Origin of the sequence: Streptomyces sp. NPDC003035 (assembly GCF_042888285.1) — a bacterium.
Taxonomy (GTDB): domain Bacteria; phylum Actinomycetota; class Actinomycetes; order Streptomycetales; family Streptomycetaceae; genus Streptomyces.
On sequence record NZ_JBIAPJ010000007.1, the window covers coordinates 208,133 to 222,478 of the forward strand.

Annotated in this window: 14 protein-coding genes; 4 read left to right on the forward strand and 10 right to left on the reverse strand. The window is 72.6% G+C overall.

Going from position 1 to position 14,346, the window contains the following annotated elements; translation table 11 throughout:
• Positions 1–6: 6 nt before the first annotated feature.
• From ACFYV5_RS23455 to ACFYV5_RS23480, 6 genes are all read right to left on the reverse strand, one after another.
• Positions 7–1,194 (reverse strand): acetylornithine transaminase, encoded by a 1,188-nt coding sequence (locus ACFYV5_RS23455; RefSeq protein ID WP_389171449.1) that lies wholly within the window; start codon positions 1,192–1,194, stop codon positions 7–9.
• Positions 1,191–2,129 carry an acetylglutamate kinase gene (gene argB / locus ACFYV5_RS23460; protein ID WP_389171452.1) on the reverse strand — a complete coding sequence of 313 codons (939 nt, stop codon included), beginning with the start codon at positions 2,127–2,129 and terminating at the stop codon, positions 1,191–1,193. Before argB ends, ACFYV5_RS23455 begins: the two co-directional genes overlap by 4 nt.
• Positions 2,126–3,277, reverse strand: coding sequence for a bifunctional glutamate N-acetyltransferase/amino-acid acetyltransferase ArgJ (gene argJ, locus ACFYV5_RS23465; RefSeq protein WP_389171455.1), 1,152 nt, complete (start codon positions 3,275–3,277; stop codon positions 2,126–2,128). The genes argB and argJ overlap by 4 nt, the downstream gene beginning before the upstream one ends.
• On the reverse strand, positions 3,274–4,302 hold the full coding sequence (argC, locus tag ACFYV5_RS23470) for an N-acetyl-gamma-glutamyl-phosphate reductase (RefSeq protein WP_389171458.1): 1,029 nt from the start codon (positions 4,300–4,302) through the stop codon (positions 3,274–3,276). The genes argJ and argC overlap by 4 nt, the downstream gene beginning before the upstream one ends.
• An 84-nt stretch (positions 4,303–4,386) precedes the next feature.
• Complete coding sequence (locus ACFYV5_RS23475) at positions 4,387–5,424, reverse strand: PP2C family protein-serine/threonine phosphatase (protein WP_355111896.1); 1,038 nt, start codon at positions 5,422–5,424, stop codon at positions 4,387–4,389.
• 132 nt (positions 5,425–5,556) lie between these two features.
• Complete coding sequence (locus tag ACFYV5_RS23480; RefSeq protein WP_389171461.1) at positions 5,557–6,135, reverse strand: dihydrofolate reductase family protein; 579 nt, start codon at positions 6,133–6,135, stop codon at positions 5,557–5,559.
• Positions 6,136–6,331: 196 nt separating this feature from the next.
• Between ACFYV5_RS23480 and ACFYV5_RS23485 the strand changes: the two genes are divergently transcribed.
• The 3 genes from ACFYV5_RS23485 to ACFYV5_RS23495 all read left to right on the forward strand — a co-directional run bounded on the left by ACFYV5_RS23485 (position 6,332) and on the right by ACFYV5_RS23495 (position 9,514).
• Complete coding sequence (locus ACFYV5_RS23485) at positions 6,332–7,174, forward strand: RNA polymerase subunit sigma-70 (protein ID WP_389171464.1); 843 nt, start codon at positions 6,332–6,334, stop codon at positions 7,172–7,174.
• A 198-nt stretch (positions 7,175–7,372) separates the two neighbouring features.
• Positions 7,373–8,974 (forward strand): ABC-F family ATP-binding cassette domain-containing protein, encoded by a 1,602-nt coding sequence (locus tag ACFYV5_RS23490; protein ID WP_389171467.1) that lies wholly within the window; start codon positions 7,373–7,375, stop codon positions 8,972–8,974.
• A 135-nt stretch (positions 8,975–9,109) separates the two neighbouring features.
• Positions 9,110–9,514, forward strand: coding sequence for a VOC family protein (locus ACFYV5_RS23495; RefSeq protein WP_389171470.1), 405 nt, complete (start codon positions 9,110–9,112; stop codon positions 9,512–9,514).
• A 10-nt stretch (positions 9,515–9,524) separates the two neighbouring features.
• Here the strand turns inward: ACFYV5_RS23495 and ACFYV5_RS23500 are convergent, their stop codons facing one another.
• The 4 genes from ACFYV5_RS23500 to ACFYV5_RS23515 form a co-directional block, all read right to left on the reverse strand.
• Positions 9,525–10,700 (reverse strand): methyltransferase, encoded by a 1,176-nt coding sequence (locus ACFYV5_RS23500; protein ID WP_389171473.1) that lies wholly within the window; start codon positions 10,698–10,700, stop codon positions 9,525–9,527.
• 48 nt (positions 10,701–10,748) lie between these two features.
• A complete protein-coding gene (locus ACFYV5_RS23505) occupies positions 10,749–11,324 on the reverse strand; it encodes a histidine phosphatase family protein (RefSeq protein ID WP_355111908.1) in 576 nt (191 codons plus the stop codon).
• An 82-nt stretch (positions 11,325–11,406) separates the two neighbouring features.
• Complete coding sequence (locus ACFYV5_RS23510) at positions 11,407–11,856, reverse strand: GNAT family N-acetyltransferase (protein ID WP_355111910.1); 450 nt, start codon at positions 11,854–11,856, stop codon at positions 11,407–11,409.
• Positions 11,857–11,938: 82 nt separating this feature from the next.
• Entirely contained in the window at positions 11,939–13,375 is a 1,437-nt protein-coding gene (locus ACFYV5_RS23515) for a PLP-dependent aminotransferase family protein (RefSeq protein WP_389171477.1), read from the reverse strand.
• Between ACFYV5_RS23515 and ACFYV5_RS23520 the strand changes: the two genes are divergently transcribed.
• A complete protein-coding gene (locus ACFYV5_RS23520) occupies positions 13,374–14,297 on the forward strand; it encodes a DMT family transporter (protein WP_355111913.1) in 924 nt (307 codons plus the stop codon). The two genes, ACFYV5_RS23515 and ACFYV5_RS23520, sit on opposite strands and share 2 nt — an antisense overlap.
• The last annotated feature ends 49 nt before the right edge of the window (positions 14,298–14,346 follow it).

The window sequence follows — 14,346 nt, forward strand, 5'->3', positions numbered from 1 at the left end:
TCCGGTTCATTCTTCCCCGTTCACCGCTCCGTCGAGGACGCCGGGAAGCGCTGCCAGGAACGCGTCCACCTCGGCGTCTCCGATGATCAGTGCCGGCATGAGCCGTACGACATCGGGGGCGGGCGCGTTCACCAGAAGACCGGCGTCCTGAGCCGCCCGCTGCACCTGGGGCGCGAGGGACTCGGTGAGCACGATACCCAGCAGGAGGCCCGCACCACGGACATGGGAGACCAGCGGATGGCCCAGACCCTCGATTCCGCTCCGCAGCTTCTCGCCCAGCCGCTTGACCTCGTCGAGGGTTCCGCCGGTCGCGAGGGTGTCGATGACCGCGAGACCGGCGGCGCAGGCGACCGGGTTCCCGCCGAAGGTCGTGCCGTGGTGGCCGGGCGTGAACAGCTCGGCCGCCGCGCCGAAGGCGACGGTCGCGCCGAGCGGCAGCCCGCCGCCGAGGCCCTTGGCCAGGGTCACCAGATCGGGCTCGACGCCGTCGTGGCCCTGGTACTCGAACCAGTGGCCGGTCCGGCCGATACCCGTCTGGACCTCGTCGAGGACGAGGAGGGTGCCGGTGGCGCGGGTGATCTCGCGGGCGGCCTGGAGGTAGCCGACGGGCGGGACGACGACGCCGATCTCGCCCTGGATCGGCTCGATGATCACGAGGGCCGTGTCCTCGGTGACGGCGGCCCTCAGGGCCTCCACGTCCCCGTACGGGACGTGCGTGACGTCGCCGGGGAGCGGCAGGAAGGGCGCCTGCTTGCCGGGCTGGCCGGTGAGCGCGAGCGCGCCCATGGTCCGGCCGTGGAAGCCGCCGTGGGTGGCGACCATGTGCCGCCGGCCGGTCAGTCGGCCGATCTTGAAGGCGGCTTCGTTGGCCTCGGCCCCGGAGTTGCAGAAGAAGACCCGGCCCGGGCGGCCGAAGAGCTGGAGCAGCCGCTCGGCGAGGGCGACGGGCGGTTCGGCGACGAAGAGATTGGAGACATGGCCGAGGGAGGCGATCTGCCGCGAGACGGCCTCGACGATCGCCGGGTGCGCGTGGCCGAGGGCGTTGACGGCGATGCCGCCGACGAAGTCGAGGTACTCGGTGCCGTCGGCGTCCCAGACCTTGGCGCCCTCGCCGCGGACGAGCGGCAGCCGGGGCGTGCCGTAGTTGTCCATCAGCGAGCCCTGCCACCGCGCGGTCAGTTCCGCGTTGCTCATTTCCCGTCCCCCGTCGTCCTGTCGGGCACGACCATCGTGCCGATGCCCTCGTCGGTGAAGATCTCCAGCAGGATGGAGTGCTGGACCCGGCCGTCGATCACGCGGGCCGTGGTGACCCCGTTGCGTACGGCGTGCAGGCAGCCCTCCATCTTGGGGACCATTCCGCTGGAGAGCTCGGGCAGCAGCTTCTCCAGTTGGCTCGCGGTGAGCCGGCTGATGACCTCGTCGCTGTTCGGCCAGTCCTCGTAGAGGCCCTCGACGTCGGTCAGGACCATCAGGGTCTCGGCGCCCAGCGCCGCAGCGAGAGCCGCAGCCGCCGTATCAGCATTGACGTTGTAGACATGTCCGTCGTCCTCGGAGCGGGCGATGGAGGAGATGACCGGGATCCGGCCGTCCTCCAGGAGTGCTTCGATGGCGCCGGGGTCGATGGCGGTGATCTCGCCGACCCGGCCGATGTCGACCTGTTCGCCCTCGATGACCGGCTGGTGCTTGGTGGCCGTGATGGTGTGGGCGTCCTCGCCGGTCATGCCGACGGCGAACGGGCCGTGCTGGTTGAGCAGGCCGACGAGCTCGCGCTGGACCTGGCCGGCGAGCACCATCCGTACGACGTCCATGGCGTCCTCGGTGGTGACGCGCAGGCCGGCCTTGAACTCGCTCACGATGCCGTGCCGGTCGAGCGCGGCGCTGATCTGGGGCCCGCCGCCGTGGACGACGACCGGCTTGAGGCCGGCGTGGCGCAGGAAGACGACGTCCTGGGCGAAGGCGGCCTTGAGCTCCTCGTCGATCATGGCGTTGCCGCCGAACTTGATGACGACCGTCTTGCCGTTGTGGCGGGTCAGCCAGGGCAGCGCCTCGATGAGGATCTGCGCCTTGGGCAGGGCCTTGTGCCTGCGCGTCTGGTTCGTCGAGTCCGTGGAGTCTGTCGAGTCGCTCATGAGGAGTACGCGCTGTTCTCGTGGACGTAGTCGGCGGTGAGGTCGTTGGCCCAGATGACGGCGGACTCGGCGCCGGCGGCGAGGTCGGCGGTGACGGTGACCTCGCGGAAGCGCATGTCGACGAGGTCGCGGTCCTCGCCGACCGAGCCGTTCTTGCAGACCCACACGCCGTTGATGGCGACGTTCAGCCGGTCGGGTTCGAAGGCGGCGCCGGTCGTGCCGATGGCGGAGAGCACCCGGCCCCAGTTGGGGTCCTCGCCGTGGATGGCGCACTTGAGAAGGTTGTTGCGGGCGATGGAGCGGCCCACCTCGACTGCGTCGTCCTCGGTCGCGGCGTTGATCACCTCGATACGGATGTCCTTGCTGGCGCCCTCGGCGTCGCCGATGAGCTGGCGGGCGAGGTCCTGGCAGACGGCCGTCACCGCTTCGGCGAACTCCTCGTACGCCGGGGTGATGCCCGAGGCGCCGGAGGCGAGGAGGAGGACGGTGTCGTTGGTGGACATGCAGCCGTCGGAGTCGACGCGGTCGAAGGTGACCCGGGTGGCCTGCCGGAGCGCCGTGTCGAGGTCCTTGCTCTCGACGTCGGCGTCGGTGGTGACGACGACGAGCATGGTGGCGAGGCCGGGGGCGAGCATGCCCGCGCCCTTGGCCATGCCACCGACGGTCCAGCCGTCCTTCGTGACCACGGAGGTCTTGTGGACGGTGTCGGTGGTCTTGATGGCGATGGCGGCCTTCTCGCCGCCGTGCTCGGAGAGCTCGCCGACGGCCTTCTCGACGCCGGCCAGGACCTTGTCCATGGGCAGGAGGAGGCCGATGAGGCCGGTGGAGGCGACGGCGACCTCGCCGGCGCCGACCTCCAGGAGCTCCGCCACCTTCTCCGCGGTGGCATGGGTGTCCTGGAAGCCCTGCGGGCCCGTACAGGCGTTGGCGCCGCCGGAGTTGAGCACCACGGCCGCCAGCTCGCCGGTGGTCAGGACCTGCTGGGACCACAGGACGGGCGCGGCCTTGACACGGTTGGAGGTGAAGACGCCGGCGGCGGCGCGGCGGGGCCCGTTGTTGACCACGAGGGCCAGGTCCGGGTTGCCGTTCTCCTTGATTCCGGCGGCGATGCCCGCTGCCGTGAATCCCTTCGCTGCGGTGACGCTCATGGAGCGACTCCAATCGTGGAAAGTCCGGTGTTCTCGGGGAGCCCGAGGGCGATGTTCATGCTCTGCACCGCGCCGCCGGCGGTGCCCTTGGTGAGGTTGTCGATGGCGCTGATCGCGATGATCCGGTGCGCGGCCTCGTCGTACGCGACCTGGACCTGAACGGCGTTGGAACCCTGGACGGATGCCGTGGCCGGCCACTGCCCCTCGGGCAGCAGGTGCACGAACGGCTCGTCCGCGAACGCCTTCTCGTACGCGGCGCGCACGGCCTCGGCGGTCACCCCCGGCTTCGCCGAGGCGGAGCAGGTGGCGAGGATGCCGCGGGACATGGGGGCGAGGGTCGGCGTGAAGGACACGGTGACCCGCTCACCGGCCGGGCCGCTGAGGTTCTGGATCATCTCGGGCGTGTGCCGGTGGCCGCCGCCGACGCCGTACGGGGACATGGAGCCCATGACCTCGCTGCCGAGCAGGTGGGGCTTGAGGGCCTTGCCCGCGCCGGAGGTCCCGGTGGCGGCGACGATCACGGCCTCGGGCTCGGCGAGCCCGTTCTCGTACGCGGGGAAGAGCGCGAGGGAGACGGCCGTGGGGTAGCAGCCGGGCACGGCGATGCGCTTGGCCCCCTCCAGCGCGGCGCGGGCGCCGGGCAGCTCGGGAAGTCCGTAGGGCCAGGTCCCGGCGTGCGGCGACCCGTAGAACGTCTCCCAGTCGGCGGAGTCCTTCAGCCGGAAGTCGGCGCCCATGTCGACGACAAGGACGTCGGGCCCGAGCTGCTCGGCGACGGCGGCGGACTGGCCGTGCGGCAGCGCGAGGAAGACGACGTCGTGGCCGGTCAGCTCCTCGGCGGTGGTCGGCGCGAGGACGCGGTCGGCGAGGGGGAGCAGATGGGGCTGGAGCGCCCCGAGCCGCTGACCGGCGTTGGAGTGGCCGGTCAGCGTGCCGATCTCCACCTGGGGGTGGCCGAGGAGGAGACGCAGGAGCTCTCCCCCCGCGTATCCGCTCGCGCCTGCCACTGCTGCTCGTACCGTCATCGGAACCCTCCTCCTGGATGGCATGACTATACGCAGCGCCGCAGTTTTATGCAAAGCCTCCCTCGCTCATCGGGACTCCGCGCCTCAGGGCCCGCACAGGCGTACGGCGAGGGCGGCGACGTCGTCTTCAAGGCGTCCTCGGCTGTAGCGGAGGAGATCGCGGTGAAGAGCCGTGAGCAGTTCGCTGGGCGGTGTCGGGGGCTGTCGACGCATCCAAGCCGCCAGCGGGAAGAACTCGCCGTCGCGGGCGCGCGCCTCGGCGATCCCGTCGGTATAGAGAAGCAGCAGGTCGTCGGGGGCGAAGTCGAAGGTGTCGACGTTGTAGTGCTCGCCGATCAGCTCCGCGAGGCTGAGCAGGGGCGATGGCGTGGCCGACTCGAGGACGCGGAGTTTCCCGCGGTTCAGGAGCAGCGGCGGCGGGTGTCCGCAGTTGAGGATGTCGATGCGTCCGCCCTCATGCGGGATCTCGACGAGAAGGGCGGTGGCGAAGCGCTCCATCGGCCCCTCGGGGGGAAAGGCGGCGTTGTAGCGGGTGCTGCTGGCGTCCAGCCTGCGTGCCACGTCGACCATGTCGGTCTCGCCGTAGGCCGCCTCCCGGAAGGCGTTGACGATCGCCGCGGCCGCCCCCACCGCCGGCAGACCCTTGCCCCGCACGTCACCGATGAGCAGCCTGATCCCGTACGGGGTGTCGACCACCTCGTAGAAATCCCCGCCGATGCGGGCCTCCGCCGCGGCCGCGAGATACAGCGACTCGATCTCGATGCTGCCGAAGCGGCGTGGCATGGGGCTCAGCACCACCTGCTGCGCGGCGTCGGCGACGAGCCGCACCTGGAAGAGCGTGCGCTCCCGCTGGAGCCGGACGTGGCTGCCGTACGCGGCGGCCACGGTGACCGCGATGATCCCCGCGGCGGTCCACCACGTTCCCAGATCGGGAAAGACGAGGCTGAGGCCGATCATCAGAAAGAGGCAGACCGTTCCGAGCAGAACGGTGGGGAGCACCGGCCACATGGCGGCGGCGAGGGCCGGCGCCGCGGGCAGAAGGCGGCTGAAGGCCATGTCCGGCGGAGTGGAGTACGCCAGGCCGGCGATGACGACGGTCAGGACGACCGGCGACAGCCGCACAAACCTTCCCGGGCCGGGGCGGCTACGGAGCCGCGGCCGTCCAGACTCGATCACACTTCACAGACTATCCGTGCAATAAGGACATAGCGCCCTGAGGGACGACGCCCCCGAGCCGCCTCTTCTCTGTCAGGCTCAGGCATGCAGGGTGGGCCGGTAGACGAGCTCTTGGATGTTGCCGTCGAGCGTCCGGCTCTCCATCAGCTCCAGGTCGAAGTCGGCCGCACCCTGGAAAATCGGGTCCAAGCCGGTCCGACCGGTGATCACAGGGAAGAGCGTCACCTGGACGCGGTCGACCAGCCCGGCGGCCATCAGCGCCCGGTTCATCGACAGGCTCCCGTGCGAGCGCAGCGGCACCTCGGACTCCTCCTTGAGCCGGGCGACTACATCGACGGCATCGCCGCTGACGACCTTCGCGTCCGGCCAGTCGAGGGGTCCTTCCAGGGTGGTCGACACCACCGTGGCCGGCAGGCTCCGCATCCGGGTGACCCACGGGTCACGCACCTCGGACTCCTCGGTGCTCGAAGCGAGCATCCGCGCGAACGCGCGATACGTGTTGGCCCCGAAGACCATCCGCTGCTCCTCGCGATACAGGCCGAGGCGGTGGTCGAGGAGCTCGGGGCCCTGCTTGCCCCAGTAGCCGGACCAGTTGCCGCCGGCGGCGCCGAAGCCGTCGAGGCTGGAGAAGACGTCGAAGGTGTAGGTGGTGGTCATGGTGCTCTCCTCGAGTGCGGTGGACCGGGTGTGTGGATGGAGACCGGAGACCACGGCGAAACTCATCGCCGCCGGACTCCCACCGCACGTCTCCACCGACGTCCCATCCGTACCCCCCGTCCACCAGGCTGCCGTCACATCCCGTCCCCCGGGCCCGTCAGCGTGGTGAGGGAAGCGATGAGGAGTGGGGACCACCATGCAGGACCAGGAGTTTCTCGCCCGGCGGTTCGACGACCACCAGGACCGGCTGCGGGCGGTCGCCCACCGGATGCTCGGGTCGCACGGCGAGGCGGAGGAGGCGCTGCGTGCGGCGCGGGCGCGGCTCGACGGGATCGGGAGTTGGCTGGCGGTCGTGGTCGGGCAGGTGTGTGTGGAACGGCTCCGGACGCGGGCGGCTCGCGGGTACGGGCGGGTGGTCGGCGGAGGCGATCAGCCGGGCCGGGGCGAGAACCGAGGGCCGGAAGGAGCCCTCGGTGAAGGGGGCGCTGTCGACTCCGTGTGGGTCGCCCTCCTCGTCGTACTGGAGTCGCTGGCACCGGACGAGCGGCTCGCCCATGCCCTGCACGACCTGTTCGGGCTGCCCCTGCACGAGGTCGCCCGGCTCACCGGCCGTACGCCCCAGGAGGCGGGGCGCCTCGCCGGGCGGGCGCGGCGCCGGGTGCGGGGCTCCGGTGGAGGGGGTACGGAAGCCGAGCCGGGGCGCCGGCGCGCGGTCGTGGAGGTGTTCCTCGCCGCCGCCCGCGCACGGGACGCCCGCGCCCTCGCCGCCGTCCTGGACCCGGATGTCGTGGCGTACTCCGAGACCGGTCCGGTCCACGGTGCGCCCGCCGTCGCGGAGGGAGCCGCCGCGTTCGCCCGGCTCGCGGCGGTGGCGAAGCCGGCGCTGGTGAACGGGGCGACCGGTGTCGTCGCGTTCAGGGAAGGGCGCCCGGTCTCCGCGGTGGCGTTCACGATCAGGGGCGAGCGGATCACCGCCCTCGACATCACGACCGACCAGGAACGGCTACGCGCACTCGACCTGGTCTTTTCCGAGTCCTGACCGGTGCCCGGGGCCGTGTCGGGACCCGTGCCGAGGCGTGCCGGGGCCTGCCGGGAGGCATGCCGGGGCGAAAGTCCCGTGCGCCTCCCCCGGCCGTTCCGTTAGCCTCGACGGCATGTCGACGCCCCGAATCTCCTAGCTCAAGGACCCGCTTCCACGCTACCCGTGTGTCCTTCTGCTTTTTCGGAGCGTTACCCCATGATCACCCTTCGTGGTGCCGACGTGCGCGCCGGCGCCCGGCTGCTGCTGTCCGACATCTCCTTCCACATCGCCCCCGGCGACCGGATCGGCCTCGTCGGCCGCAACGGCGCCGGGAAGACCACCCTCCTCGACACCCTGGCCGGGCTGCGCCGCCCGGCCGCGGGCTCCCTCACCCACACCGGCCCGATCGGCCATCTTCCGCAGGACTCCCGCGCCGCCGATCCCACCGTCACCGTCACGGACCGGATCCTCTCCGCGCGCGGACTCGACCGGGCCGCGCACGCCCTGCAGGCGGCGGCGGTCGCCCTCGGCGAGGACGCCGACGCCCGGGCCATGGCCGCGTACAGCCGCGCGGAGGCCGAGTTCGAGGCCCGCGGCGGATACGCCGCCGAAGCCGAGGCCGCTCGGGTCGCCGCCGGCCTCGGGCTGCCCACCGAGGTGATGGGGCGGGCCGTCGGCACGCTCTCCGGCGGCCAGAAGCGGCGGGTCGAGCTGGCCAGGATCCTGTTCGCGGGACACGGCCGCGAGGGCACACTGCTGCTCGACGAGCCGACCAACCACCTCGACGCCGACTCGATCGGCTGGCTGCGGGGATTCCTCGCCGCGCACCAGGGCGGTCTGGTGCTGATCAGCCACGACGTCTCCCTGCTGGCCGACACGGTCAACCGGGTGTTCCACCTCGATCCGCAGCGCGCCACGATCGACATCCACAACACCGGGTGGGCCGCGTACCTCGCCCAGCGGGACGCCGACGAGCGCCGGCGGACGCGCGAGCGGGCCAACGCCGAACGCAAGGCGGCCGCGCTGCACGCCCAGGCGGAGCGGATGAAGTCCCGTGTGGCGACCGCGACGACGGCCAGGAGCATGGCCCGCCGCGCCGACCGGATGCTCTCCGGTCTGGAACCGGCGCGCCGGGCCGATCAGGTGGCTCGTATCCGGCTCCCCGAGCCCGCGCCGTGCGGCCGGATGCCGCTCGGCGCGGTCTCCCTGACCAAGGGGTACGGGTCCGGGCGCCCGGTCCTGGACGGTGTCGACCTCGCCGTGGACCGGGGCAGCCGGCTCGTGGTGCTCGGCCTCAACGGCGCCGGCAAGACCACGCTGCTGCGGCTGCTCGCCGGGCGCGAGCGGCCCGACTCCGGGCGCGTCGTGCGCGGTCCCGGCCTGCGCGTCGGGTACTTCGCCCAGGAGCACGAGACGCTGGACCCCGACCGTACGGTCCGGGAGAACCTCGCCGCCGCGGCTCCGCGGCTGACGGACGCGGAGGTACGGGGTGTTCTGGGGGCGTTCCTGTTCCAGGGCGACGACGCCGAGAAGAGGGCCGGGGTCCTGTCGGGCGGGGAGAAGACCCGGCTCGCGCTCGCCGGCCTCGTCCACTCGGGCGCGAACGTCCTGCTCCTGGACGAGCCGACGAACAACCTGGACCCGGCGTCGCGGGACGAGGTCCTGGCCGCCGTGGGGACCTATCCGGGCGCGATCGTGATGGTCACGCACGACGAGGGCGCGATCGACGCGCTGCGGCCGGAACGGGTGCTGCTGCTGCCGGACGCGGACGAGGACCTGTGGAGCGAGGAGTACCGGGATCTGGTGACCCTGGCGTAGGCCGGTACGGCGGGCCCGGTGCCGGCGCGGCCCGGCACCGGGGCCGGCGTCGCGGGGGTCCGGACGCCGGTCCCGTACCCCCGCCCTCCGGCGCATTCACCGCGCGGACGCCGTGAGTTGGCTACGCTCCAGGCCATGATCATCCATGCGCAGACCCCCGTCCGTGTCGCCCGCCCCTCGCGGGATCTCGTCGCCGCCGAGCGCTTCTACGTCGAAGGGCTCGGCCTCGACGTGCTGTGGAGGAGCACGGAGCGGGTCTCCGGCGAGCACGATCTGCTCATGGTCGGCCCGGCGGGCGGCACCTGGCACTTCGAGCTCACCCACGACCCGGAGAACCCGCTGGAGCCGACGCCGACCGTCGACGACCTGTTCGTGGTCTACCTGGGCGCTCCCGTCGAGGAGGCCCAGCTGACCCGCCTGCTCGCCGCGGGCGGGACGCGGGTGTCGGCGCACAACCCGTACTGGGAGGAGTTCGGGGTCACGATCGCCGACCCCGACGGCTATCGGCTCGTCCTCTGCTCCCGCACCTGGAAGAGCTAGGGGGTGTCGCCTACCGGCCCGTCCCGGCCGCCTGCTTGACCGCCCGCAGGACCACGAACTTCGGGTCGCTCGCGATCAGTTCGCAGGAGCCGAAGATGCGGCGCAGCGTGACGTGGTAGCCGAGGTGCCGGTTCCCGACGACCCACAGTTCGCCGCCCGGCCGCAGGGCGCGCCGCGCGTCGGTGAACATCCGGCGTGCGGTGCGGTCGGTGGTGGCCTGGTGGCTGTGGAACGGCGGGTTGTTGAGCACGAGGTCGACCGAGCCGGGGTCGAGGTCCGCCAGCCCGTCGCCCACCACGAACTCGGCCGTGCGGTCGGGGCCCGCGTGGGTGCGGAAGTTCTCCTCGGCCGAGGCGACGGCCTGGTACGACTCGTCGGCGAAGACCAGCTCGGCCTCGGGCTCGGTCAGCGCGACGGCCAGGCCGACGACTCCGTTTCCGCAGCCCAGGTCGGCGACCCGGGCGCGGCCGAGGCCCGTCGGCAGGTGCCGCAGGAAGAAGCGGGTGCCGATGTCGAGGCGGTCGGCGCAGAAGATCCCGGCCTGGTTGGTGACGGTTCGCCCGGCGACGGTCGCGGCGTCGGCGGGGAGTGCGTACCGGTAGGGCCAGGGGTTGGCCGCCCGCTCCAGTGCCGGATCCGGGGTGCAGAAGATGAGCCGGGCCTTCTTCGCGGCGAGCGAGGTACGGGTGGGGCCGAGGATCTTCTCGAAGAGCTGGAGCGTGGAGGTGTGGATCTCCTTGACCATGCCGGTCCCCACCACCACGGTCCCCTCGTGCACGGCGGGCGCGAGCCGGTGGAGCTGGTCCTCCAGGAGCGCGAGGCTCTTGGGGACGCGGACGAGCAGGACGTCGACGCGCTCGGGCGGCGGGTCCTGGGTGGTGAGCAGTGAGACCGCGTCCTGCGCGGCTGCCCCGGACCGCGCCAGGTTCTCCTCGGTGGCCCGGCGGCCGAGGTAGGAGTCGGAGATCTGTGTGAGGACGGCGGGGCGCCGGGCGGCGAGCACGGTGGTCAGCGCGCCCCAGCGGTCACCGACGACGGCGACCGCGCCGGACAGGTCGGTGTCCGTCTCGGCCAGGTGCCGCAGCAGGTACTCGTCGGACGCGTCCCAGGCTCGCAGGGAGTCGCGCGGGTCCTCGGGGAAGCGGGTGAGCGGGAACTCGCCCCATGACGTGGTCAAACGGTTCATCGTGGTCTCAGGCTAGCCGGTCTCCGACCCTCGCCTCCGCCGCGGACGCTAGCCGACGGCCGCCTGGAGGTGGAGGTGCCACAGGCCGGGACGGCCGGTGAGGGTGACCGTGGACAGGGGGCGGACGTCGACGTTCCAGAAGGTGGCGGGCGGCGCCTTGAGCGCGTACACCAGGGCGGCTCGTACGACGGCGGGTTCGGCGACGGCCACGATGGAGCCGTCGTCGGCCGGCCGGGTGTCGAGCCAACCCCCTATGCGCGAGATGAACGCGAGGAGGGTCTCGCCGCCGTGCGGGGCGGTCCGCGGGTCGGTCAGCCAGGCGTCGACGGCGGCCGGTTCGAGGGCGGCGACCTCGGCGAGGGTCAGTCCCCGCCACCGGCCCATGTCGCAGTCGCGCAGCGCGAGCTGCGCGAGGGGGGCGTAGCCGAGCGCCGTGCCGGTGGCGCGGCTGCGGGGCGTCGGGGAGCAGTAGCGCAGCTCGGCCGCGCCGAGCGGGACCAGTGTGTGCGCGGCGAGCTGCACCTCGTACCAGCCGGCCTCGTCGAGCGGCCGGTCGTCGTCGAACCGCTCCGCGAGCAGGGAGGAGCTGCGCGCCGCTGCGACGAGCGTGACCCGAAGACCCATGGCCGCGATCGTGAGGCCGCGGGCCTGACAGGTCAAGAGGCATATGCGCGGACTCTGAACGGGTCGTGGGAGGGTCGGCCGGTCAGTGGAGCCCGAGAGTCATCCACTTGTCCGTGTTGCGCAGGGACTCAAAACCGACCTTCTCGTACAGACCGTGCGCGTCGGCCGTGGCGAGAAGGATGCGGCGCAGCCCGTACGGCTCCAGGTGGTCCCGCACCGCGGTCACCAGCGCGGTGCCGAGTCCGGTACCGCGGGCCGGCCGGTCGACGTAGACGTCGCAGAGCCAGGCGAAGGTGGCGTGGTCGGTGATGACCCGTGCGTAGGCGGCGATCTCCCCCGTCTCCCGGTGGTAGGCGCCGAAGTTGAGGGAGCCGTCGACGGCCCGGTCCTGCTTCTCGCGGGGGCGGTCCATGGCCCAGTACGTGTCGGTGGAGAGCCAGTGGTGGACCCGGGCCCGGTCGATGCGGGCCGGGTCGGTGGAGATCTCGTACGCGCCGTACGTCTGGAGCGGTGTGGCGTTCGTGGTGCTCATGACGGGCAGGGTTCCAGGCCGCGCGGGGGTTGTCAGTTCATTTCCATGACCGTCTCGGAGGCCGGGCCCGTCCACGGCCGTCTCAGAGCGTGAGCTCGTCGACGGCCGACCGCAGCCGGCGCACCCCCTCGGCGATCTCGGCGGGCCCCGCCACGCCCGCGAAGCTCAGCCGGATGTGGCCGGCGGGGGGCTCGGCGCAGAAGTAGGGGCGGCCGGGGGCGACGGCGACGCCGGCCCGCAGGGCGCCCCCGACGAGGGCGGACTCGGGGATGGCGTCGGGGAGCCGGAGCCAGAGCTGGTAGCCGCCGGAGGGGATGTGGGGCAGGGCGAGTTCGGGGAGGTGGAGGGCGAGGGCTCCGGTCATGACGTCGCGGCGGTTCCTCAGCTCCTGGGAGACGGCGCGCAGATGGCGGCTCCAGGCGGGCGAGCCGACGAGTTCCAGGGCGGCCTCCTGGAGCGGGCGGGCGACGAAGAAGCTGTCGACGACCTGGATGGCGCGCAGCCGTTCGAGGACCGGCCCGCGGGCGGCGAGGGCGCCGACGCGCAGGCTCGGGGAGGTGGGCTTGGTCAGGGAACAGACGTGGACGACGACGCCGTCCGCGTCCTCGGCGGCGAGGGGGGCGGGAAGCGGGGCGGAGCCCTCGTGGACGAGCCGGCGGGCGAAGTCGTCCTCGACGACGAAGGCGCCGGCGGCGCGGGCGATCCGGACGACGTCCCGTCGGCGCCGGGTGTCCAGGACGGCGCCGGTCGGGTTCTGGAAGAGCGGCTGGCAGACGAAGACGCGGGCTCCGGTGGCCCGGAAGGCGGCTTCCAGCAGGTCGGGGCGGACGCCGTCGGCGTCGGCCGGGACGGGGACGGGGCGCAGGCCGGCCGCGCGGGCGATCGCGAGCATGCCGGGGTAGGTCGGCGATTCGACGAGGACGTGCGTGCCGGGCGGGGCGAGGGCCCGCAGGGCGGTGGTGATGGCGGACTGTCCGCCCGCGGTGATGAGGACGTCGGCGGCGGTGACGGTGCCGCCGATCTCCCGGGCGAACCACTCGCGCAGTTCGGGCAGGCCGTCGGTGGGGGGCCGTCCCCAGGCGCCGGGGCGGCGGCCCGCACGGGCCAGGGCGGCGGCCATGGCGCGCTCGGGCTGGAGCGAGGGGTGCAGATAGCCGCCGTTGAACTCGACGACACCCGCCGGCGGCGCCGACAGCGTCACGAGCACACCGGAGGCGTCGACGGCGCGTGGCACCAGCTCGGTCGCGGTGTCGGCGCTCAGCGCCACCTCCTGCCAGGAGGTGTCCCCCACGAAGGGCGTCCGCGTACGGGGCTCCGCGCGGAACGCCCCGGCTCCCGGCCGCGTGACGACGAGGCCCTCGGCCGCGAGCTGGGCGAGGGCCCTGGTGACCGTCACGGGAGAGACGCGATAGCGCTCGACGAGGGCACGACTCGACGGCAGCTTTCCTCCAGGGGAGTAGCGGTCGAGTTCCGCTTTCAGAGAGGTGGCCAGTTCCGCGACACTGCTACGCTCTTGCATGACAGCACAGAATAGCGCTACTCCCACTTCGACGATAGCGGTCGGCAGCCCCGCGACCGTCTCCCCCGAGGCCCGCGGAACGCTCCTTGCCGTGCTGGGCGTGGTCTCGTTCTCGCTCACCTTCCCCTCCACCGCCTGGGGGCTCGAGAGCTTCGGCCCCTGGTCGCTGGTGGCCGTGCGCTCGACGCTCGCCGCGCTCATCGCGGGCGCCTTCCTGCTCGCCCTGCGCGTGCCGCTGCCCGAGCGCCGCCACTGGGCGGGGCTCGCCGTCGTCGCCGGCGGCGTCGTGGTGGGCTTCCCGCTCCTGACGACCCTGGCGCTGCAGACGTCCACGACCTCGCACGCCGCCGTGGTCGTCGGTCTGCTGCCGCTCACCACGGCGACCCTCGCCGCGATCCGCACGGGCCGTCGCCCCTCGCGTACGTTCTGGATCGCCGCCGTCTCCGGCGCGGCGGTCGTCATCGCCTTCACGCTCCAGCAGAGCGGCGGCGCGCTCTCCACCGGCGACCTGTACCTCTTCGGCGCGCTCCTGGTCTGCGCGGCCGGCTACACCGAGGGCGGCAGGCTCGCCCGCCTCATGCCGGGCTGGCAGGTCATCGGCTGGGCGCTGATCCTCTGCCTGCCGCTGATGGTCGCCGGCTCGGCCGTCGCGCTCTCCTTCGAGCCCGTCACGCTCAACGCCCACGGCGTCATCGGCCTCGTCTGGGTCGCGGCCGGTTCCACCTTCTTCGGCCTGTACGTCTGGTATCGGGGCATGGCGGCGATCGGCATCCCCAAGGCGAGCCAGCTGCAGCTCGCCCAGCCGCTGCTGACCCTCGTCTGGTCGGTCTCGCTGCTCGGCGAGTCCCTGTCCCCCGCCGCGCCGCTCGCCGCCGTCGCGGTGCTGGTCTGCATCGCGGTGACCCAGCGCGCGAAGGGCTGAGCGCGCGCACGGGGGTGATGCGGGTCACAATGGCGGACGTAGACTCCGA

Bases quoted from the DNA above. Each gene is read 5' to 3' on its own strand.
- ACFYV5_RS23455 (WP_389171449.1), bottom strand. From the start codon at position 1,194: ATGAGCAACGCGGAACTGACCGCGCGGTGGCAGGGCTCGCTGATGGAC.
- argB (WP_389171452.1), bottom strand. From the start codon at position 2,129: ATGAGCGACTCGACAGACTCCACGGACTCGACGAACCAGACGCGCAGG.
- argJ (WP_389171455.1), bottom strand. From the start codon at position 3,277: ATGAGCGTCACCGCAGCGAAGGGATTCACGGCAGCGGGCATCGCCGCC.
- argC (WP_389171458.1), bottom strand. From the start codon at position 4,302: ATGACGGTACGAGCAGCAGTGGCAGGCGCGAGCGGATACGCGGGGGGA.
- ACFYV5_RS23480 (WP_389171461.1), bottom strand. From the start codon at position 6,135: ATGACCACCACCTACACCTTCGACGTCTTCTCCAGCCTCGACGGCTTC.
- ACFYV5_RS23485 (WP_389171464.1), top strand. From the start codon at position 6,332: ATGCAGGACCAGGAGTTTCTCGCCCGGCGGTTCGACGACCACCAGGAC.
- ACFYV5_RS23490 (WP_389171467.1), top strand. From the start codon at position 7,373: ATGATCACCCTTCGTGGTGCCGACGTGCGCGCCGGCGCCCGGCTGCTG.
- ACFYV5_RS23495 (WP_389171470.1), top strand. From the start codon at position 9,110: ATGATCATCCATGCGCAGACCCCCGTCCGTGTCGCCCGCCCCTCGCGG.
- ACFYV5_RS23500 (WP_389171473.1), bottom strand. From the start codon at position 10,700: ATGAACCGTTTGACCACGTCATGGGGCGAGTTCCCGCTCACCCGCTTC.
- ACFYV5_RS23505 (WP_355111908.1), bottom strand. From the start codon at position 11,324: ATGGGTCTTCGGGTCACGCTCGTCGCAGCGGCGCGCAGCTCCTCCCTG.
- ACFYV5_RS23510 (WP_355111910.1), bottom strand. From the start codon at position 11,856: ATGAGCACCACGAACGCCACACCGCTCCAGACGTACGGCGCGTACGAG.
- ACFYV5_RS23520 (WP_355111913.1), top strand. From the start codon at position 13,374: ATGACAGCACAGAATAGCGCTACTCCCACTTCGACGATAGCGGTCGGC.
- ACFYV5_RS23515 (WP_389171477.1), bottom strand. From the start codon at position 13,375: ATGCAAGAGCGTAGCAGTGTCGCGGAACTGGCCACCTCTCTGAAAGCG.